The organism is Cohnella sp. LGH (assembly GCF_017671885.1).
GTDB lineage: Bacteria > Bacillota > Bacilli > Paenibacillales > Paenibacillaceae > Cohnella > Cohnella phaseoli.
Genome location: NZ_CP072117.1, coordinates 7866280 through 7885497, shown reverse-complemented (window position 1 = coordinate 7885497; position 19218 = coordinate 7866280). Strand labels below are relative to the sequence as shown.

The 19218-nt window shown below is 52.8% G+C and carries 35 protein-coding genes; all 35 read left to right on the top strand.

All coding sequences use genetic code 11. The features are described from left to right. Positions 1–20 precede the first annotated feature (20 nt). The gene (rplD, locus tag J4772_RS32510; RefSeq protein WP_116065560.1) at positions 21–644 is read left to right on the top strand and encodes a 50S ribosomal protein L4; all 624 of its coding nucleotides are present in this window, start codon (positions 21–23) and stop codon (positions 642–644) included. Then, positions 644–937, top strand: a complete 294-nt coding sequence (gene rplW, locus J4772_RS32505; RefSeq protein ID WP_094050626.1) for a 50S ribosomal protein L23 — start codon at positions 644–646, stop codon at positions 935–937. Before rplD ends, rplW begins: the two co-directional genes overlap by 1 nt. A 29-nt stretch (positions 938–966) precedes the next feature. After that, positions 967–1797: a 50S ribosomal protein L2 gene (gene rplB / locus J4772_RS32500; protein WP_116065561.1), complete on the top strand. Its 831-nt coding sequence runs from the start codon at positions 967–969 to the stop codon at positions 1795–1797. A 63-nt stretch (positions 1798–1860) separates the two neighbouring features. Further along, entirely contained in the window at positions 1861–2142 is a 282-nt protein-coding gene (gene rpsS, locus J4772_RS32495; RefSeq protein WP_135153599.1) for a 30S ribosomal protein S19, read from the top strand. Between the two features lie 88 nt (positions 2143–2230). Then, the gene (gene rplV, locus J4772_RS32490) at positions 2231–2569 is read left to right on the top strand and encodes a 50S ribosomal protein L22 (RefSeq protein ID WP_094050623.1); all 339 of its coding nucleotides are present in this window, start codon (positions 2231–2233) and stop codon (positions 2567–2569) included. Between the two features lie 13 nt (positions 2570–2582). Continuing rightward, positions 2583–3245 (top strand): 30S ribosomal protein S3, encoded by a 663-nt coding sequence (gene rpsC, locus J4772_RS32485; RefSeq protein WP_116065563.1) that lies wholly within the window; start codon positions 2583–2585, stop codon positions 3243–3245. Between the two features lie 2 nt (positions 3246–3247). Next, a complete protein-coding gene (gene rplP / locus J4772_RS32480; protein WP_116065564.1) occupies positions 3248–3685 on the top strand; it encodes a 50S ribosomal protein L16 in 438 nt (145 codons plus the stop codon). Beyond that, the gene (gene rpmC, locus J4772_RS32475) at positions 3672–3869 is read left to right on the top strand and encodes a 50S ribosomal protein L29 (protein WP_094050620.1); all 198 of its coding nucleotides are present in this window, start codon (positions 3672–3674) and stop codon (positions 3867–3869) included. Before rplP ends, rpmC begins: the two co-directional genes overlap by 14 nt. A gap of 23 nt (positions 3870–3892) precedes the next feature. Beyond that, entirely contained in the window at positions 3893–4156 is a 264-nt protein-coding gene (gene rpsQ, locus J4772_RS32470) for a 30S ribosomal protein S17 (RefSeq protein ID WP_094050619.1), read from the top strand. A 35-nt stretch (positions 4157–4191) separates the two neighbouring features. Then, positions 4192–4560 (top strand): 50S ribosomal protein L14, encoded by a 369-nt coding sequence (gene rplN / locus J4772_RS32465; protein WP_116065565.1) that lies wholly within the window; start codon positions 4192–4194, stop codon positions 4558–4560. 45 nt (positions 4561–4605) lie between these two features. Continuing rightward, positions 4606–4959 (top strand): 50S ribosomal protein L24, encoded by a 354-nt coding sequence (gene rplX / locus J4772_RS32460; protein WP_116065566.1) that lies wholly within the window; start codon positions 4606–4608, stop codon positions 4957–4959. A gap of 35 nt (positions 4960–4994) precedes the next feature. After that, complete coding sequence (gene rplE, locus J4772_RS32455; protein ID WP_116065567.1) at positions 4995–5537, top strand: 50S ribosomal protein L5; 543 nt, start codon at positions 4995–4997, stop codon at positions 5535–5537. A gap of 50 nt (positions 5538–5587) precedes the next feature. After that, positions 5588–5773 carry a type Z 30S ribosomal protein S14 gene (locus J4772_RS32450; RefSeq protein ID WP_027087364.1) on the top strand — a complete coding sequence of 62 codons (186 nt, stop codon included), beginning with the start codon at positions 5588–5590 and terminating at the stop codon, positions 5771–5773. Between the two features lie 30 nt (positions 5774–5803). Beyond that, on the top strand, positions 5804–6202 hold the full coding sequence (rpsH, locus tag J4772_RS32445) for a 30S ribosomal protein S8 (protein WP_116065568.1): 399 nt from the start codon (positions 5804–5806) through the stop codon (positions 6200–6202). Between the two features lie 30 nt (positions 6203–6232). After that, complete coding sequence (rplF, locus tag J4772_RS32440; protein ID WP_116065569.1) at positions 6233–6775, top strand: 50S ribosomal protein L6; 543 nt, start codon at positions 6233–6235, stop codon at positions 6773–6775. A 61-nt stretch (positions 6776–6836) separates the two neighbouring features. After that, the gene (rplR, locus tag J4772_RS32435) at positions 6837–7202 is read left to right on the top strand and encodes a 50S ribosomal protein L18 (RefSeq protein WP_116065570.1); all 366 of its coding nucleotides are present in this window, start codon (positions 6837–6839) and stop codon (positions 7200–7202) included. Positions 7203–7231: 29 nt separating this feature from the next. After that, on the top strand, positions 7232–7729 hold the full coding sequence (rpsE, locus tag J4772_RS32430) for a 30S ribosomal protein S5 (protein WP_116065571.1): 498 nt from the start codon (positions 7232–7234) through the stop codon (positions 7727–7729). 13 nt (positions 7730–7742) lie between these two features. After that, entirely contained in the window at positions 7743–7922 is a 180-nt protein-coding gene (gene rpmD, locus J4772_RS32425; protein ID WP_116065572.1) for a 50S ribosomal protein L30, read from the top strand. Positions 7923–7964: 42 nt separating this feature from the next. Then, the gene (gene rplO, locus J4772_RS32420; protein WP_116065573.1) at positions 7965–8408 is read left to right on the top strand and encodes a 50S ribosomal protein L15; all 444 of its coding nucleotides are present in this window, start codon (positions 7965–7967) and stop codon (positions 8406–8408) included. Further along, entirely contained in the window at positions 8408–9706 is a 1299-nt protein-coding gene (gene secY / locus J4772_RS32415) for a preprotein translocase subunit SecY (RefSeq protein ID WP_116065574.1), read from the top strand. Before rplO ends, secY begins: the two co-directional genes overlap by 1 nt. 27 nt (positions 9707–9733) lie before the next feature. Continuing rightward, positions 9734–10378 (top strand): adenylate kinase, encoded by a 645-nt coding sequence (locus J4772_RS32410; protein ID WP_116065575.1) that lies wholly within the window; start codon positions 9734–9736, stop codon positions 10376–10378. Between the two features lie 6 nt (positions 10379–10384). Next, positions 10385–11131 (top strand): type I methionyl aminopeptidase, encoded by a 747-nt coding sequence (gene map, locus J4772_RS32405; protein ID WP_116065576.1) that lies wholly within the window; start codon positions 10385–10387, stop codon positions 11129–11131. Between the two features lie 15 nt (positions 11132–11146). Then, on the top strand, positions 11147–11449 hold the full coding sequence (locus J4772_RS32400; RefSeq protein ID WP_116065577.1) for a KOW domain-containing RNA-binding protein: 303 nt from the start codon (positions 11147–11149) through the stop codon (positions 11447–11449). 3 nt (positions 11450–11452) lie between these two features. Beyond that, positions 11453–11668, top strand: coding sequence for a translation initiation factor IF-1 (gene infA / locus J4772_RS32395; RefSeq protein ID WP_116065578.1), 216 nt, complete (start codon positions 11453–11455; stop codon positions 11666–11668). Positions 11669–11702: 34 nt separating this feature from the next. Next, the gene (gene rpmJ, locus J4772_RS32390; protein ID WP_003333770.1) at positions 11703–11816 is read left to right on the top strand and encodes a 50S ribosomal protein L36; all 114 of its coding nucleotides are present in this window, start codon (positions 11703–11705) and stop codon (positions 11814–11816) included. 24 nt (positions 11817–11840) lie between these two features. Continuing rightward, positions 11841–12209 carry a 30S ribosomal protein S13 gene (gene rpsM / locus J4772_RS32385; protein ID WP_094050606.1) on the top strand — a complete coding sequence of 123 codons (369 nt, stop codon included), beginning with the start codon at positions 11841–11843 and terminating at the stop codon, positions 12207–12209. Between the two features lie 16 nt (positions 12210–12225). Continuing rightward, positions 12226–12624, top strand: coding sequence for a 30S ribosomal protein S11 (gene rpsK / locus J4772_RS32380; protein ID WP_094050605.1), 399 nt, complete (start codon positions 12226–12228; stop codon positions 12622–12624). A gap of 154 nt (positions 12625–12778) precedes the next feature. Then, positions 12779–13723, top strand: coding sequence for a DNA-directed RNA polymerase subunit alpha (locus J4772_RS32375; protein ID WP_116065579.1), 945 nt, complete (start codon positions 12779–12781; stop codon positions 13721–13723). Between the two features lie 33 nt (positions 13724–13756). Beyond that, on the top strand, positions 13757–14122 hold the full coding sequence (gene rplQ, locus J4772_RS32370; protein ID WP_116065580.1) for a 50S ribosomal protein L17: 366 nt from the start codon (positions 13757–13759) through the stop codon (positions 14120–14122). A gap of 104 nt (positions 14123–14226) precedes the next feature. Continuing rightward, positions 14227–15081: a tRNA pseudouridine(38-40) synthase TruA gene (gene truA, locus J4772_RS32365; RefSeq protein ID WP_209073051.1), complete on the top strand. Its 855-nt coding sequence runs from the start codon at positions 14227–14229 to the stop codon at positions 15079–15081. A gap of 220 nt (positions 15082–15301) precedes the next feature. After that, positions 15302–15739 (top strand): 50S ribosomal protein L13, encoded by a 438-nt coding sequence (gene rplM, locus J4772_RS32360; RefSeq protein ID WP_116065582.1) that lies wholly within the window; start codon positions 15302–15304, stop codon positions 15737–15739. An 18-nt stretch (positions 15740–15757) separates the two neighbouring features. Further along, on the top strand, positions 15758–16150 hold the full coding sequence (rpsI, locus tag J4772_RS32355) for a 30S ribosomal protein S9 (protein WP_116065583.1): 393 nt from the start codon (positions 15758–15760) through the stop codon (positions 16148–16150). A gap of 219 nt (positions 16151–16369) precedes the next feature. Beyond that, positions 16370–17062, top strand: a complete 693-nt coding sequence (locus J4772_RS32350) for a phosphoadenylyl-sulfate reductase (protein WP_116065584.1) — start codon at positions 16370–16372, stop codon at positions 17060–17062. A 74-nt stretch (positions 17063–17136) separates the two neighbouring features. Then, positions 17137–18315, top strand: a complete 1179-nt coding sequence (sat, locus tag J4772_RS32345) for a sulfate adenylyltransferase (protein WP_209073050.1) — start codon at positions 17137–17139, stop codon at positions 18313–18315. A 64-nt stretch (positions 18316–18379) separates the two neighbouring features. Then, positions 18380–19198, top strand: coding sequence for an N-acetylmuramoyl-L-alanine amidase CwlD (gene cwlD / locus J4772_RS32340; RefSeq protein ID WP_246017109.1), 819 nt, complete (start codon positions 18380–18382; stop codon positions 19196–19198). Positions 19199–19218: the final 20 nt, after the last annotated feature.

Sequence of the window (19218 nt, the reverse complement as noted above, 5' to 3'; positions counted from 1 at the left end):
AGAGGAAAGGAGGACCACTCATGCCGAAAGTATCCGTATTTAACGTAGACGGCAAAGAAGTCGGACAATTGGATCTGGCGGAAGGAGTATTCGGCCTAGAGCCGAATGTACACGTTCTGCACAGCGCCGTATTGCTCCAGCAAGCTGCCGTTCGTTCCGGCACACACGACACTAAAGGACGTTCTGAAGTGCGCGGTGGCGGACGTAAGCCATGGAAACAAAAAGGTACCGGACGCGCTCGTCAGGGCAGCATCCGTTCGCCGCAATGGAAAGGCGGCGGCATCGTCTTCGGACCGACGCCACGCAGCTATGGCTTCAAATTGCCTCGTAAAGTTCGTCGTTTGGCCATCAAGTCGGCTCTATCCAGCAAAGTTGTGGATAACCAATTGATCGTTCTAGATCAACTGAGCCTGGCCCAACCGAAAACGAAGGAAATTGCAAAAATCTTGAACAATCTCAAAGTATCCCGCAAAGCGCTGGTCGTTACTGCGGACTACGAAGAGAACGTGGCTCTGTCCGCCCGCAACATCCCAGGCGTGAAGTTCGTCGCTGCAGACGGAATTAATGTCCTCGACGTGATGAAGCATGATCAATTGATCATCACGAAGGATGCGGTCGCTAAAGTCGAGGAGGTGTTCGCGTAATGAGAAACCCTCGCGATTTGATCAAACGGCCGGTCATTACTGAGCGTACGAGCGAGTTCATCGAACAGCGCAAATATGTGTTCGAAGTTGAACTGAAAGCTAACAAAACGGAAATTAAGCAAGCGATCGAGCAGATCTTCAAGGTGAAGGTCGTCGGCGTAAATACGCTCAGAATGCCTGCCAAGCCGAAGCGCTACGGCAGACACAGCGGTTATACGTCCGAGTGGAAAAAAGCCATCGTGCAGCTTTCCGAAGACAGCAAACCGCTGGATTTCTTTGAAGCTTCCGTATAAAAAGTCTCTAAAGTAAGGAGGGAATCCAATTGCCAGTCAAAAAGTTTAATCCGACAACGGCCAGCCGTCGTCAAATGACGATCGCCACGTTCGAAGAGATTACGACGAACGAGCCCGAGAAATCGTTGCTCGCGCCGCTCTCCAAACGCGCAGGCCGCAACCATCAAGGTAAAATTACGGTTCGCCACCACGGCGGCGGACATAAGCGTAAATACCGGATTATCGACTTCAAGCGCACGAAGGACGGCATCCCCGCTCGCGTGGCTACAATCGAATACGATCCGAACCGTACGTCTTATATCGCTTTGATCAACTATGCGGACGGTGAGAAAGCTTACATCATCGCTCCAAAAGGCCTTAAAGTCGGCGACGTGATTACGTCCGGACCTGAAGCCGACATCAAAGTGGGCAACACGCTTCCGCTGGAGAACATTCCTGTTGGTACGGTTATCCACAACATTGAGCTTAAGCCGGGCAAAGGCGGACAACTTGTTCGCGCAGCAGGCACAAGCGCTCAATTGCTTGGTAAAGAAGAAGCCTACGTTACAATTCGTTTGACTTCCGGCGAGATTCGCCGTATTCTCAAAACTTGCCGCGCAACGATCGGCACAGTTGGTAACCAAGACCACGAATTGCTTAACATCGGTAAAGCCGGCCGTAATCGCTGGTTAGGCAAACGCCCGACCGTTCGCGGCGTCGTCATGAACCCGAACGATCACCCGCACGGCGGTGGCGAAGGACGCGCTCCAATCGGACGCAAATCCCCGCTCTCTCCATGGGGTCAGCCAACTCTCGGCTACAAGACTCGCAAGAAGAAAAAAGCTTCTGGCAAATACATCGTTCGTCGCCGCAGCAAGTAATCGTTACTTGCTTGCCGGCGCGAGCGTCGAACTCTCAAGCTGGTTTGAAGGGAGGAGCATTCCATGGGTCGCAGTTTGAAAAAAGGACCTTTCGTGGACGGCTATCTGCTTAAGAAAGTAGAAGAACTGTCCGGTTCGAATAAAAAAGTCGTTATCAAGACTTGGTCTCGCCGCTCGACGATTTTCCCGCAATTCGTGGGTCAGACGTTCGCGGTATACGACGGTCGCAAGCACGTGCCGGTCTATGTATCTGAAGACATGGTCGGTCACAAACTGGGCGAATTCGCGCCTACGCGTACGTTCAAAGGCCATACGGACGACGACAAGAAAACAGGCAAACGCTAATATAACCCTACGAAGTGAGATCGAGCCCGAGCGTTGAAGGCGTAGCGGGCGATCGTCACGAGACGTACGTAAGGGAGGAGGTACACCGATGTCTCAGCAAGCGAAAGCTGTTGTGAATAACATTCGCATTCCGGCGCGCAAGGTCCGCCTGGTCGTGGACTTGATCCGCGGCAAGAAGGTTGGAGACGCGATCGCGATTTTGCGTCATACGCCTCGTTCGGCCTCTCCGGTTCTGGAGAAGCTGCTGAACTCCGCGATTGCTAACGCCGAACACAACTATCAGCTCGACGTGAACAAATTGGTCGTTTCCGAAGCCTTCGTTAACGAAGGACCAACCATGAAACGGTTCCAGCCTCGTTCCCAAGGTCGTGCATTCAGTATTTTCAAACGTTCCAGCCATATTACGCTGGTCGTATCCGAGAAATAAGGAGGGACAACGTGTGGGTCAAAAAGTAAATCCCGTCGGTCTTCGTATCGGCATCATTCGTGACTGGGAATCCAAATGGTATGCGGACAAAGATTTCGGCTCCCTCCTCATCGAGGACGTCAAAATCCGTGAATTCCTGAAGAAGAAGCTGAAAGAAGCCGCGGTTTCCAAAATCGAAATCGAACGTGCGGCCAATCGCGTCAACGTTACGATTCATACGGCTAAGCCAGGTATCGTCATCGGTAAAGGCGGTTCGGAAGTCGAAGTGCTTCGCGGCCAACTGACCAAGCTGACGAACGGCAAGAAAGTACACATCAACATCTCTGAAATCAAAAACCCTGAGCTGGACGCTATCCTCGTTGCCGAGAGCATCGCGCAACAACTGGAACGTCGCGTTTCCTTCCGTCGCGCTATGAAACAAGCGATGCAACGGACGCAGCGCGCTGGAGCAAAAGGAATCAAGACTTCCGTTAGCGGTCGTCTGGGTGGAGCGGAGATTGCTCGTCAAGAAGGATACAGCGAAGGAACGGTGCCGCTGCACACGCTTCGTGCTGACATCGATTATGGAACAGCGGAAGCTCATACGACTTACGGCCGTATCGGCGTAAAAGTATGGATCTACCGCGGCGAAGTCCTTCCGGCGAAGAAAAGAGCTGTCCAGGAAGGAGGCAACTGATCATGTTGGTCCCTAAACGCGTCAAACACCGCAAAGTACATCGCGGTAAAATGAAAGGTCGCGCCAAAGGCGGCACGGAAGTGCACTTCGGCGAATTCGGCCTGCAGGCACAGGAAGCTTCTTGGGTAACGAACCGTCAGATCGAGGCTGCTCGTATCGCGATGACTCGTTACATCAAACGGGGCGGTAAAGTTTGGATCAAAATCTTCCCTTCGAAACCGATCACCCAAAAGCCTCTCGAGGTGCGGATGGGTAGCGGTAAAGGTAACGTAGAAGCATGGGTTGCCGTTGTGAAACCGGGCAAAGTAATGTTCGAGCTCGCAGGGGTATCCGAGGAGATCGCACGCGAAGCAATGCGTCTTGCCGCTCACAAGCTGCCGGTGAAGACGAAGTTTGTGAAACGTGAAGAACTGGGTGGTGAAGCAAATGAAAGCCAGTGAATTTCGCAACCTGACATCGGCGGAACTCGAGCAGAAGATCGCCGGCTTCAAGGATGAACTGTTCAACCTCCGCTTCCAACTGGCTACCGGCCAACTGGACACCCCGCACCGCCTTGGCGAACTGCGGAAAGAAATCGCTCGGGCTAAAACCATTTTGCGCGAGCGTGAACTCGGCATCGGCTAAAACCCGGGAAAAGGAGGATGACCATGAGCGAACGCAATAATCGCAAAGTGCAAATCGGTAAAGTCGTCAGCGACAAGATGGACAAAACGATTGTGGTAGCTGTTGAGACGTACAAGAAGCACAGCCTGTACCACAAGCGGATCAAATACACGAAGAAGTTCAAAGCGCACGATGAGAACAACGAAGCGCAAATTGGCGACACCGTGAAAATCATGGAGACCCGCCCGTTGTCGAAAGACAAAACATGGCGTCTGGTCGAAATCGTCGAGAAAGCTGTATTGGCTTAATTCGACTTACTCGTTATTGAAAGGAGGACCCTGCGATGATTCAACCGTTTACGCGTCTGAAAGTTGCCGACAACTCCGGCGCGAAAGAATTGATGTGCATCCGCGTGCTTGGCGGTACTGGACGCCGCGTAGGACATATCGGTGATATGATCGTATGCTCTGTCAAACAAGCAACACCAGGCGGCGTTGTCAAAAAAGGCGACGTAGTCAAATGTGTTATCGTTCGTACGAAACGTTCGGTACGCCGCAAGGACGGCTCCTATATTGCGTTCGACGAGAACGCAGCCGTCATCGTTAAGGATGATAAGGGCCCACGTGGCACTCGTATCTTCGGACCTGTTGCCCGCGAACTTCGCGAACGCGACTTTATGAAAATCATTTCCCTGGCACCGGAAGTTTTGTAAGACTCCGGAACGCACCGATGGAGAAAGACTCAAGGAGGTGTACCCATGCCCCGTCTGAAAAAAGTGCTTGAATCGCACAACAATAAACTGCACGTGAAGAAAGACGATAACGTAATCGTCATCTCCGGCAAAGACAAAGGCAAGAAAGGCCGCATTATCGCAGCCTATCCGCGTGAAAACCGCGTTCTTGTCGAAGGCGTGAACATGATCAAACGTCATACTCGCCCGAACCCGCAAAACCAACAAGGCGGTATCATCGAACGCGAAGCGGCAATTCATGCTTCGAACGTCATGCATATCGATCCTAAGAGCGGCAAGCCGACACGTATCGGCTACAAAACGCTCGATAACGGCAAGAAGATCCGGGTCGCAAAACGTTCCGGAGAATCGATCGACTAATCGGAGTAACAACGGAAAGGAGGTCATTGTGACTCATGGCAGCAAGAATGAAGGAACGTTTCCTGAATGAAATCACTCCTGCGCTAATGCAGAAGTTTAGCTACAAGTCCGTTATGCAAGTGCCGAAAATCGAGAAAGTCGTCATCAACATGGGTGTCGGCGAGGCGGTTTCCAACTCCAAAATCATCGATTTTGCGGTTGAGGACATGCAGAAGATTGCCGGTCAGAAGCCTGTAGTTACGCGTTCCAAGAAATCGATCGCAGGCTTCCGTCTGCGGGAGAACTTGCCGATCGGCGTCAAGGTTACGCTGCGCGGCGAACGGATGTACCACTTCCTGGATAAGCTGTTCAACATTTCTCTTCCTCGCGTACGCGATTTCCACGGCGTCTCGACCAAATCGTTCGACGGCCGCGGCAATTATACGCTTGGCCTGAAAGAGCAGCTGATCTTCCCGGAGATCGAATACGACAAGATCGATAAAGTTCGCGGGATGGACATCGTCATCGTCACGACGGCACAATCGGACGAAGAAGCGCGTGAGCTGCTCACCCAATTGGGTATGCCGTTTGCGAAGTGACGATAACCCGGTCAATAGCAAAAGGTTACCTAATGGAGGTGTGAAAGCAAGTGGCAAAAACATCGATGAAAATCAAGCAACAACGCGCGCCGAAGTTTAAAGTCCAAGCTTACACGCGCTGCGAGCGTTGCGGACGTCCGCATTCCGTATTACAAAAGTTCAAAATCTGCCGGATCTGTTTCCGCGAGTTGGCATATAAGGGCCAGATTCCTGGCGTCAAAAAAGCGAGCTGGTAATCAGCCTAGTTCGGGAAGGAGGTTTACCCCATGGTTATGTCTGATCCTATTGCAGATATGTTGACGCGCATTCGCAACGCGAATCTGGTGCGTCATGAGTCTGTGGAACTGCCTGCGTCGACGGTGAAAAAGCAAATTGCTGAAATCCTGAAGCGCGAAGGCTTTATCCGCGACGCGGAGTATGTCGAAGACAACAAGCAAGGTTTGATCCGTATTTTCTTGAAATACGGCGCGAACAACGAGCGCGTTATCACAGGCCTTAAACGCATCAGCAAGCCCGGCCTGCGCGTATACACGAAATCGAACGAAGTTCCGCGCGTGTTGGGTGGCCTCGGCATCGCGATCATTTCCACATCCAAAGGCATCATCACCGACAAGGAAGCCCGTCAAGGCAAATCCGGCGGCGAAGTGCTTTGCTACGTTTGGTAATTTAACTGTCACACGATTGGAGGTGTACCCATGTCCCGTATTGGACGCAAACCGATTCAGGTGCCTAACGGCGTGAACGTGAACCTGGACAACAACGTAATTACAATCAAAGGACCGAAAGGAACTTTGTCCCGCACGCTCCACGGAGATATGAAAGTTTCGTACGAGTCCGATGTCATTACTGTTGAACGTCCTTCCGATAACAAGCTTCACCGTGCTCTGCACGGAACGACTCGTAGCGTAGTGGCCAACATGGTAAACGGCGTAACTGACGGTTATGCAAAGAACCTTGAGCTGGTCGGCGTAGGTTACCGTGCAAGCAAATCCGGCGAGAAGCTGGTATTGAACGTTGGTTATTCTCACCCGGTTGAGTTCGTTCCTGAGAACGGTATTGAATTCGAGGTTCCTGCTCAGAACAAAATCATCGTTAAAGGCATCAATAAAGAAGCCGTTGGCGAGATCGCGGCTAAAATTCGCGCCGTTCGTCCTCCTGAGCCTTACAAAGGCAAAGGAATCAAGTACGAAGGCGAACGCATTATCCGTAAAGAGGGTAAAGCAGGTAAGAAGAAATAAGACGAACGCGGCGGCCTGAGTGCCGTTCGGCGTTAATTTTATGAAGGGAGTGTAAATGCGGATGATTACTAAAGCCGACAAGAACAAGGCACGTCTGAAAAGACACCTTCGGGTTCGTAAGAAAATCAGCGGGACAAGCGAGCGTCCACGTCTGTCCGTGTTTCGTTCCTCCAAGCACATCTATGCTCAATTGATCGATGACGTTCAAGGCGTAACGCTGGCCAGCGCATCGACAGTCGACAAGGAGCTTGCTGGAAACGGAAACGGCGGAAACGTGGAAGCTGCGCGCAAAGTTGGCGAGCTGATCGCTAAACGCGCGAAGGAAAAAGGACACGAGAACGTTGTGTTCGATCGCGGCGGTTATTTGTACCACGGACGTATTCAAGCACTGGCGGATGCTGCACGCGAAGCCGGTTTACAGTTTTAATTCACTTTTGACACAAGGAGGTAAACGACTTGCGTGTAGATCCGAACACATTGGAACTGACGGAGAAAATGGTACAAATTAACCGTGTCTCCAAAGTCGTCAAGGGCGGACGTCGCTTCAGCTTCAGCGCACTCGTCGTTGTCGGAGACGGCAAAGGCTGGGTTGGCGCGGGCATCGGCAAAGCGTCCGAAGTTCCTGACGCAATCCGCAAAGGCGTTGAAGACGCCAAGAAAAATCTGGTCTTCGTACCGTTCGTTGGAACGACGATTCCACATGCCGTTACGGGAAGGTTCGGCGCCGGCAAAGTGTTGTTGAAACCAGCATCGGAAGGTACGGGCGTTATCGCGGGCGGTCCTGTTCGCGCGGTGCTCGAACTGGCTGGAGTCGGCGATATTTTGACGAAATCGCTGGGATCCTCCAACTCCATTAACATGGTCAATGCGACGTTGGAAGGTTTGTCTCGCCTGAAACGCGCCGAAGACGTAGCGAAACTGCGCGGCAAAACCGTTGCAGAGCTATTCCGCTAAGGAGGGGAAACAGATGGCACAGCTTCAAATTACCCTCGTTCGCAGTTTGATCGGCCGTCCTGAGAATCAACGCCAAACGGTGAAATCTCTGGGCCTCGGCAAGCTGCATTCGTCCGTAGTTAAGGAAGACAATGTCGCGATTCGCGGCATGGTCAATACGGTTAGTCACCTGATCGAAGTTAAAGAAGTGTAAAATAGACACCAAGCATAAAAAATCAAGGAGGTGCGACGTACGATGAAATTGCATGAGCTGTCTCCTAACGCAGGCTCCAAGTTCACCCGTAAGCGGGTTGGACGCGGCGCCGGCAGCGGTCTCGGCAAAACGTCCGGTCGCGGTCACAAAGGGCAGAACGCTCGTTCCGGCGGCGGTGTGCGTCCCGGATTCGAGGGCGGACAAAACCCGTTGTACCGTCGGGTTCCTAAGCGCGGTTTCAACAACGATCGTTTTGCTACTGTATTCGCGATCGTTAATCTTGATGATTTGAACCGTTTTGCGGCGGGAACGGAAGTTACGCCTGAATTGCTTCTGAGCGAAGGCATACTGAAAAATCCAAAAGACGGAATTAAAATTTTGGGCAATGGCGAGTTGAGTGTGCAACTGACTGTTAAAGCTCATAAGTTTTCTCAGTCTGCTGCAGAAAAAATTCAAGCCGCCGGCGGTAAAACCGAGGTGATCTAATGTTCGCGACCGTCACTAACATTTGGAAAGTTGAGGACCTTCGCAAGAGGATCCTCTTCACCCTTTTCATCCTGTTAATTTACCGTATCGGTTCCTTTATCCCGGTCCCGAACATTAATAAAGACGTGTTGACGATGGCCGACCAAGCGGGTACCGACCTGTTCGGCCTTCTGAATACTTTCTCCGGCGGTGCGCTGTTCAATTTCTCCATCTTTGCCTTGGGAATCACACCGTACATTACGGCGTCGATCATCGTTCAATTGCTTTCCATGGACGTTATTCCGAAGTTCTCGGAATGGCAGAAGGAAGGCGAGAACGGCAAGCGTAAGCTGGCTCAGATCACTCGTTATGGAACGATCGTTCTCGGGCTTATCCAAGCTTTCGCTACGGCAATCGGCTTTAACCGGATGTATTCGTACGAAATGGTCATCGATGCGAATGTCGCGACGTATCTTATGATTGCGATTGTATTGACGGCAGGTACGGCATTCCTGATGTGGCTCGGCGAGCAGGTCAACGAAAAAGGTATCGGCAACGGTATCTCTATCCTGATCTTCGCGGCGATCGTCGCATCCTTGCCTAAACACATTCGCGACATTTACGAAACCCAATTCGTAGATTCCAGCCAAGTGTTCCTGAACATCGTGAAGGTGCTGATCATCCTGATCGTAATCGTCCTGATTATCGCAGGCGTCATCTTCATTCAGCAAGGCGTGCGCAAGATTCCTGTACAATACGCCAAACGGGTTGTCGGACAGAAGATGTACGGCGGCCAATCGACGCACATTCCGCTTAAAGTGAATGGCGCGGGCGTAATCCCAGTTATCTTCGCGGTATCGCTGCTGATGTTCCCGATCACGATTGCTCAGTTCTGGGCGAACAAGGCTTGGGCACAGTGGGTTATCAATCATATGTACTACGACCAGCCGCTTGGCATGGTGCTGTACGTACTGCTGATTATCGGATTTACGTTCTTCTACACGTTCGTTCAGTTCAACCCACAGCAATTGGCGGACAATATGAAGAAGAACGGCGGCTACATTCCGGGCATTCGTCCGGGCAAGCCAACCGCCGGTTTCCTGACGCGGGTCATTACCCGCATCACGCTTGCAGGCGCGATTTTCCTGGCTTTGATCTCGGTTCTGCCGGTGTTCTTCGGATATCTTGCGGATCTTCCTCGTACAGTTCAACTGGGCGGCACCTCGCTGCTCATCATTGTCGGGGTTGCGCTTGAGACGATGAAGCAGATCGAGAGCCAATTGATCAAACGCCATTACAAAGGGTTTATCAATAAGTAATCTACGAGACGGACAGGAGGAACAGCAATGAACATTCTGTTTATGGGGCCTCCTGGCGCCGGCAAAGGAACGCAGGCAGAGCGGATCGTAGCGCAATTCGGCATTCCGCACATCTCGACGGGTGATGCGTTTCGTTTAGCCATGAAGCAAGGCACGCCGCTGGGACAGAAGGCTAAGGAGTACGTCGACCAAGGTCTTCTCGTTCCGGACGAAGTGACGAACGGCATCGTGCGCGATCGTCTCGCGGCTGAAGATTGTGCGAGCGGATTTCTGCTCGACGGCTTCCCGCGGACGCTCGCTCAAGCTGAAGCGCTCGACGGCATGCTGGCCGAAATGGGCCGCAAGATCGATCACGTCATCAACCTCAAGGTGGACCGCGGCTTCCTGTTGGCCCGCCTGACCGGAAGACGAATCTGCAAAACTTGCGGCGCAACGTATCATATTGTGTTTAACCCTCCGAAGCAGGAAGGCATCTGCGATAAGGACGGGGGAGAGCTGTATCAGCGTTCCGACGATACGGAAGAGAAAGTGGGCACTCGTCTTGACGAGTATATCAGCAAGACGGCTCCGCTGCTGACGTATTACGGCGACAAAGGTTTGCTCCGCGAAGTAGACGGAGAGAAGGATATCGACGCGGTAACGGGCGATATTGCTTCCCTACTCAGAGGTTAATCGGCTATGATCGTGATCAAGTCCGAGAAAGAGTTGAACTTGATGCGGGAGGCGGGCCGAATCGTCGCTGAGACGCATCGCTTGATGAAGCAAGCGATCGTTCCAGGCGTGACGACCGCCGAGCTCGATCGGATCGCCGACGCGTTCATCCGAAGCCAAGGCGCCGTTCCCTCTTTCAAAGGTTACAACGGTTTTCCCGCCAGCATATGCGCCTCCACGAACGAGGAACTCGTGCATGGGTTTCCCGGACCGCGGAAGCTCGTAGAAGGCGACATCATCAGCATCGATATCGGTGCACAGTATCAGGGCTACCACGGCGATTCCGCATGGACATACGGAGTCGGCCAGATCAGCGACGAAGCGCAAAGATTGCTGGACGTGACCGAAGCTTCCCTCTATGCAGGGCTTGAGTTGGTTCGTCCGGACGTCAGGTTGTTTACAGTCTCTCATGGTATTCAGAAGGTGATCGAAGACGCGGGCTTCTCCGTCGTCAGAGAATATGTCGGACACGGCGTAGGCGCGGCTCTTCACGAAGAACCGCAAATTCCGAATTACGGAGCGCCGGACCGCGGACCGAGACTGAAGCCGGGGATGACGCTCGCGATCGAGCCGATGGTCAATGTGGGAGAGCGATATGTAAAGACCTTGTCCGACAATTGGACGGTCGTTACGGTGGACGGATCCCTGTGCGCGCATTTCGAGCATACGATAGCCGTGACCGAAGACGGGTATGAAATACTGACCCGTGCATAAAGCCAGGTGAAGGATATGACGGTAAACGTGAAGCTTGCGCCCGGCGACATCGTAAGAAGCCGGCGTGGAAAAGACGAAGGTGAGCTAGCGGTCGTGATCGCCCTCGTCGAGGAGCGATTCGCGCTCGTGGCCGACGGCGATAAACGCCGCTTCGACCGGCCCAAACGCAAAAACGTGCTGCATCTCGAACGGATCGGGGTCCGAAGCGAGGAGGTTGCCAGCAGCATTCGCGACACTGGACGCGTAACCAACGCGAAGCTTCGGTACGCTATCGATCAAATCGAACGACGGCTCGATGCTGAAGAGAAAGGAGAATGACGGGTGGCCAAAGAGGACGTCATCGAGGTTGAAGGAACGGTCGTTGAACCGTTGCCGAATGCCATGTTCAAGGTAGAGCTGGAGAACGGACATCAAATCCTTGCGCATGTTTCCGGTAAGCTCCGGATGCATTTCATACGGATTCTGACGGGGGATAAAGTGGTTATTCAATTATCGCCCTACGATCTGACGCGCGGACGTATCACATACCGCAAATAAGTTCGTTCGCTCCACATTTAAGGAGGGTATTATCATGAAGGTGAGACCTTCGGTCAAACCGATTTGCGAAAAATGCAAAGTCATTCGCCGCAAAGGTAACGTCATGGTTATCTGCGAGAACCCGAAGCATAAACAAAAACAAGGCTAACGATAGAAGGAGGTGCCTCTTACTATGGCACGTATATCTGGTGTTGACCTCCCGCGCGACAAGCGCGTGGAAATCGCCCTGACGTACATCTTCGGAATTGGCAAGTCCACTTCCCAGAAGGTGCTGGCGTCCACGGGCGTCAATCCCGACACTCGCGTTCGTGATCTGACCGAAGACGAGCTGGCTCGTCTGCGCGAAACGATCGACAAAGAAGTGAAGGTCGAGGGCGACTTGCGTCGCGAAATTGCACTAAACATCAAACGGCTGATCGAAATCGGCTGCTATCGTGGCATCCGTCACCGCCGCGGTCTTCCGGTTCGCGGACAACGTTCGAAGACGAACGCTCGTACACGCAAAGGTCCGCGTCGTACGGTAGCGAACAAGAAGAAATAAGGGGGGATAACAAAACATGGCACAAAAGGGCAAGAAAGTCGTTCGTACCAAGCGTCGTGATCGCAAGAATATCGACTCCGGCGTGGCACATATCCGTTCCACGTTCAATAATACGATCGTTACGATTACGGACCCGCACGGTAACGCGGTTTCCTGGGCTAGCTCCGGTAACCTCGGTTTCAAAGGTTCCCGTAAGAGCACGCCGTTTGCCGCTCAAATGGCTGCCGAGTCCGCAGCACGCGCTGCAATGGAACACGGAATGCGTTTGGTTGAAGTATCCGTTAAAGGTCCCGGCGCAGGCCGCGAAGCTGCGATTCGTTCGTTGCAAGCTGCCGGTCTTGAAGTCAGCATGATCCGAGACGTAACGCCAATCCCGCATAACGGATGCCGTCCTCCGAAACGCCGCCGCGTATAACAACGTTGCTGTTGTGGTATCAAACAAGAACAACTTGAGAATAATGGTTGTAACGGTTAGGCATACTACACGGTTTAGCCCATAAACATTGCTGAAATATCTCATTGGGTGAACAAAGGCAACGTCAGCGACGTTTTTGAAGGAGGTTTTGGTTATGATAGTGATCGAGAAACCAAAAATCGATTCCGTGGAACTTCATGATGACAAGAGATACGGGCGTTTTGTTGTTGAGCCGCTGGAACGCGGCTACGGCATGACGCTCGGCAACTCTCTGCGCCGCATTCTGCTGTCGTCCTTGCCGGGCGCAGCCGTCGTATCGGTTCAGATTGACGGCGTGCTTCATGAATTTTCCACGATTCCGGGTGTTATTGAGGATGTAACGCAAATCATCCTCAATCTGAAGCAGTTATCGCTGAAGATTCATTCGGACGAGGAGAAAGTGCTCGAGATCGATGCGGAAGGCGACGGGGTCGTAACGGCCGGCGATATTCGCGCGGACAGCGACGTCGAAATTCTGAATCCGGACTTGCATATCGCGACTCTGGCTTCGGGAGCCCGTCTGCACATGCGCATTTTCGCGCGTGTCGGACGCGGTTATGTGCCTTCGGATCGGAACAAGAAGGAAGATCAGCCGATCGGCGTTATTCCGGTCGATTCGATCTACACCCCGATTACTCGCGTGAACTATCAGGTTGAGAATACGCGTGTCGGTCAGGTTACAAACTACGACAAGCTAACGCTTGAAGTATGGACCGACGGCAGTATTCGGCCTGAAGAAGCAGTGAGCTTGGGCGCCAAAATTTTGACCGATCACCTTTCCTTGTTCGTAGGGCTTACGGACGAGGCTAAAGATACCGAAACGATGAAGGAAAAAGAAGAGGACAAGAAAGAAAAAGTGCTTGAGATGACGATCGAAGAGCTCGATCTTTCCGTCCGTTCTTACAACTGCCTGAAGCGTGCCGGCATCAACACCGTTCAAGAGCTGATCACGAAAACCGAAGAGGACATGATGAAGGTCCGCAACCTGGGCCGCAAGTCTTTAGAGGAAGTTCAAGAGAAGCTGGAAGAACTGGGATTGGGCTTACGCTTCGAGGAATAGCATCGTTACCAGCAGCAAAGGAGGGAAAACAAAATGGCTTATCAAAAACTGAGTCGCGATTCCAGCGCGCGGAAAGCTTTGTTCCGCGATCTGACGACCGACCTGTTCCTGTACGAGCGCATCCAAACGACTGAAGCGAAAGCTAAAGAAGTTCGCTCGATCGCAGAGCGTCTGATCACTTTGGCTAAGCGCGGCGACTTGCACGCCCGTCGTCAAGTGGCGGCGTTCGTTCGTCGTGAAACGCTGAATGGCGAGCAAGACGCCATCCAAAAACTGTTCTCCGATCTCGCACCGCGTTATGCGGAGCGTCCGGGCGGCTATACGCGCATCCTGAAGCTGGGACCTCGCCGCGGAGATTCGGCTCCGATGGTGTATCTCGAGCTCGTAGATCGCGCTTAAGGAACGGAGCAAAGAAGGATGGACCGAATCCCGCATTCGGATCATCCTTTTTTTGTGCTGAAGCTTGGAATTCGGCCGCTTAGGCCTCGCTTGGAGGAGATGGCATGCGCAATATCGCTCTCATTGTCAGTTATGACGGGACGGACTACAGTGGGTTTCAAAGCCAACCCGGCGGCAATACGATTCAGGATAAATTGGAGCAGGTAATTTCTAAACTGACCGGCGAGCGAGTGCGATTGATGGGCTCCGGAAGAACCGATGCCGGGGTACATGCCCGCTGCCAAGTCGTCAACTTTGAGACGTCCTCCACTATTCCGATCGAGAGATGGGCAATCGCGCTAAGCACGAGACTGCCAAACGATATTGTCGTGCAGAGCGCTTATAGCGTTCCCGATCATTTTCATTCCCGCCGCGATGCCCTCAGCAAAACGTATCGCTATACGATCAATTGCAACCGCATGCCGGATTTGTTTCGGCGACGCTATGAATTCCACCATCCGACTCCGCTAGACCTCGAAGCAATGAGAGCCGGGGCGGCGCATCTGGTCGGCGAGCATGACTTTACTTCGTTTACTTCCCCGCTGTCGACCAAGCCGAGTCATGTACGCACCATTCTTGAGACGAAGCTTGTTCACGAAACAAGAACCGAGGCGGAAGGGCTGTACGCCAATCCGATCTATAACCGCGAGTGGGACGAGCGCCATTATCCGGGCAAGACGCGCGGTGTGATTCATCTCTACGTGACAGGCACGGGGTTTCTCTACAATATGGTGCGCATTATTGCCGGGACACTGATTCAGATCGGCGAAAGCAAGATCGCCCCCGAAGCGATGCCGGGCATTTTGGCGGCTCGCAACCGCGCAAGGTCGGGGCCGACGGCCATTCCTCAAGGACTTTCCTTGTGGGAGGTCGTCTATGAACTCTTGCCGGAGGCTACGAGCGAAAATTTGCAACTTTAAACTTGCATAAGCATTGGGCTTCATGTAAAATAGAGTTTGTGCTTTCTGCGTGGCTACCCACGGCCCCAGCGCAGAGAAGTCACTCTTTTGGTGTGTTTGACGGAATCGATCCTCGATCGGTTTCCACATCCAAGTCAAGCGCATCGCTGAATTACCCGATGTATGAATGTAATTGATCTAACCCATAAAAGCAGGGAATTTACCCGAAGGAGGATGTTTCATGCGTACAACTTACATGGCTAAGCCGCTTGAAGTAGAGCGCAAATGGCTTATCATTGACGCCGCTGGCAAAACGCTCGGTCGTCTGGCCAGCGAAGCGGCTGCTCTGATCCGCGGCAAACACAAACCGGAATTTACTCCTCATATCGATACCGGAGATTTCGTTATCGTCATCAATGCGGAGAAAATCGTCCTGACAGGCAAGAAGCTGCAGCAGAAGAAATACTACACGCACTCCCACTATCCAGGCGGACTGAAAACGACGACCGCTCAGGAAATGCTGAACAAGAAACCTGCTCGCATCATCGAATTGGCGGTTTACGGCATGCTTCCTAAGAACAAGCTCGGACATCAGCTTCAAGGCAAGCTGAAAGTGTACGCTGGTAGCGAACATCCACATCAAGCCCAACAACCTGAAGTTTACGAACTTCGCGGATAATAAAAGGAGGACTTTCGAATGGCTCAAGTGCAATATTTAGGAACGGGTCGCCGCAAGCACTCCGTTGCGCGGGTTCGTCTCGTGCCGGGTGAAGGCCGCATCGTTATCAACAAACGCGAAATCAACGACTACTTCGACGTCGAGACGTTGAAGCTGATCGTTAAACAACCATTGAACCTGACCGAGACTGTCGGCAAATACGACATTATCGTACTGGCTCATGGCGGCGGTACGTCCGGCCAAGCCGGCGCAATCCGTCACGGAATTTCCCGCGCACTGCTTAAAGCGGATCCGGAACTGCGCCCTGCGCTGAAGAAAGCCGGCTTCCTGACTCGCGATGCCCGCATGAAAGAGCGTAAGAAATACGGCTTGAAAGCCGCTCGTCGCGCTCCTCAATTCTCGAAGCGTTAAGAAGCTTCGGCATACAAGGAAACTCAGCCTCCGACCCCTATGGTCGGGGGCTTTCTTGTTGTTTTTCAATGAGAAGGAGCGATAATTTCGTTCCTTTTTTTCAATTAAATTGCTGATCTTGCATCCACTTTAATCTATTTTGGATTGAAGTATTTGGGTTGCAGGCGTATAATGGGTGTATTCATACTTAAATACTTGGGTATAGCGGAGGTCTTAACGATGAATTTGATCGAAAAGGAAAATCTGATTCGAATCAAAGCCGAAGAGTTTGAGAACGCATCGCCGGAAACCGTCATCGCTTGGGCGATCGAGACGTTCCCGAACATCACGTTCGCGTGCAGCTTCGGAGCAGAGGACGTTGTGCTGGTGGATATGATTCAGAAGATCAGCCCGTCTACGGACATTTTTTATCTGGACACCGATTTCCACTTCAAGGAAACGTACGAGACGCGCGACCGCATCGCTGAGAGGTACAACCTGAAGTTCGTCGAAGTGAAATCGAAGCTGACGCCGGAGCAGCAAGAGGCGGAGCACGGGGCGGAGCTATGGAAGAGCGATCCGACAGCTTGCTGCAACCTGCGCAAAGTCGAGCCGCTGACGCGTATTCTCTCCCAGTACGAAGCGTGGATTACCGGCATTCGCCGCGATCAGGCGCCCACTCGCGCAAATTCGAAGAAAGTCGAATACGATACGAAGTTCGGCCTGGTGAAGTTTAATCCGATCGCTGCATGGACTTCGGAAGACGTCTGGAATTACATTCGCGACAACGATCTGATTTACAATCCGCTGCACGACCAGAACTTTCCCAGCATCGGTTGCGAGTATTGCACCAAGCCGGTCATGCCGGGCGAAGATCCCCGTTCGGGCCGTTGGGCGGGCAATGAGAAGACGGAGTGCGGTCTGCACAAATAAGTTGCCGAGCTGTTTGAATGGAATGATATCAATTTTATCGCATTTTATCGCTTAACGAAGGAGCTACTCAGAAGATGAGCGCAATTTTACCGCATGGCGGAGCATTGGTTAATCGGGTGGTTGAAGGGCAGGAACGCGAGGCATTGTTGGCCCAAGCCTGCGAATGGGTATCGATTCCTGTCAACGCGTGGACGATATCGGATCTGGATCTGATCGGTGTCGGAGCGTTCAGCCCGTTGACCGGATTTATGAACGAGGACGACTACCTATCGGTTGTGAACGACATGAAGCTGGCGAACGGAGCGATCTGGAGCATCCCGATTACGCTGGCCGTGTCGGAGGATTACGCGAAAAAGCTGTCTCCCGGTCAGAAGGCCGCTCTTGTCGGAGAGAGCGACGGCATCCTATACGGCGTGATCACCGTAGAGAGTATCTATAAAGCGGATAAGCGGCATGAGGCCGTAAAAGTATTCAAGACGGACGATATCGAGCATCCCGGCGTCGTAAAGCTGTTCGATCGTCCCGACACCTACATCGGAGGACCGGTTCAAGTGCTGAATCGTCCCGTTCCCGCAAAGTTCAACGAATTTTATTTTACACCGACGGAAACCCGTCGTATTTTCGCGGAGAAAGGTTGGAAGACCGTAGTCGGCTTCCAGACTCGCAATCCGGTACACAGGGCGCACGAGTATATTCAGAAAGCGGCGATGGAAATCGTCGACGGCCTGTTCCTGAACCCGCTCGTCGGGGAGACGAAATCGGATGACGTCCCGGCTAACGTAAGGATGAAGAGTTATCTGGCCCTGCTGGAAAACTATTATCCGCAAGATCGCGTGTTTCTGGGGGTATTCCCTGCGGCGATGCGTTATGCAGGCCCGCGAGAAGCGATCTTCCACGCGCTCGTGCGCAAGAACTACGGCTGCACCCATTTTATCGTCGGCCGGGATCACGCGGGCGTAGGCGACTACTATGGAACCTACGAGGCCCAGGAACTGCTGAAGGCGTTCCCTCCCGAGCAATTGGGCATTACTCCGCTCTATTTCGAGCATAGCTTCTTCTGCACGAAATGCGGCAATATGGCATCCAGCAAAACCTGTCCGCATGGCAAAGAAGACCATCTGACTTTGTCAGGCACTAAGGTCCGCGCCTTGTTGCGCGACGGAATCTGTCCGCCTCCAGAGTTCTCGCGTCCCGAAGTGGCAGCAATTCTCATCGAAGGCATGGCTGAAGCGAGCAAATCTTACTCGATATAACTCATAAAAATCCACCTTGTCCCATAAAATGTAGGGAGTTTTCCCGGGACGAGGTGGATTTATTTTGTTAAACGGACAACGCAAATCATGGCTTCACACGCTGAAGAGACGTAAACATCTGGTGGTATGGGTGACGAGGCAGGCTCTGCTGCGCCTTGGGATCGTCGTATGCCTGATCGCTCTGACCGCGGCTTTGTTTCTGAGCGAAATTCCGTCGGCGCGGACGTGGACGCATTGGACGCTGCCGTTGTCCGGCAAAGTCATTGCGCTAGATGCCGGACATGGAGGAGCCGACGGAGGCGCGGTCAGCCGAGACGGGGTGATCGAGAAGGATTTGAACCTGGCTGTCGTGCTGTATTTGCGGGACTATCTGCAGCAAGCCGGAGCTCTTGTAATTCTGACTCGGGAAGGCGATTACGATCTGGCGCAGCCCGGTACGAAGAGCTATACCCGCCGCAAGACCGAGGATTTGCTGCGCAGAGCCGAGCAGGTCAGCAAGCGACAGGTCGATCTGGCCGTAAGCATCCATATGAACAGCATCCCGTCACCCAGATGGTCTGGAGCTCAGACGTTCTATGCGGCGAATAACGCGGAAGGCAAGCGTCTGGCCGCAGATATCCAGACCGAGCTGAGGAACGTGCTGGGCAACACGCAGCGGATTGCCAAGCAGGCGGACACCGTCTACTTGCTTAAGGCGCTCAAAATGCCGACCGCGCTCGTCGAAGTCGGATTTCTGTCGCACCCGGAAGAGGCTAGCTTGCTCGCGGACGAAGAGTATCAGAGGAAGGTGGCGGCGTCCATTTATCGCGGAATTCTGAAATTTGCGTCCGAGCAGCCGGAATCTCCGCCTCAATCCGGTGAATCGAAAGAGCCTGTGTTATAATGGCTATTGTAAAGGCATGC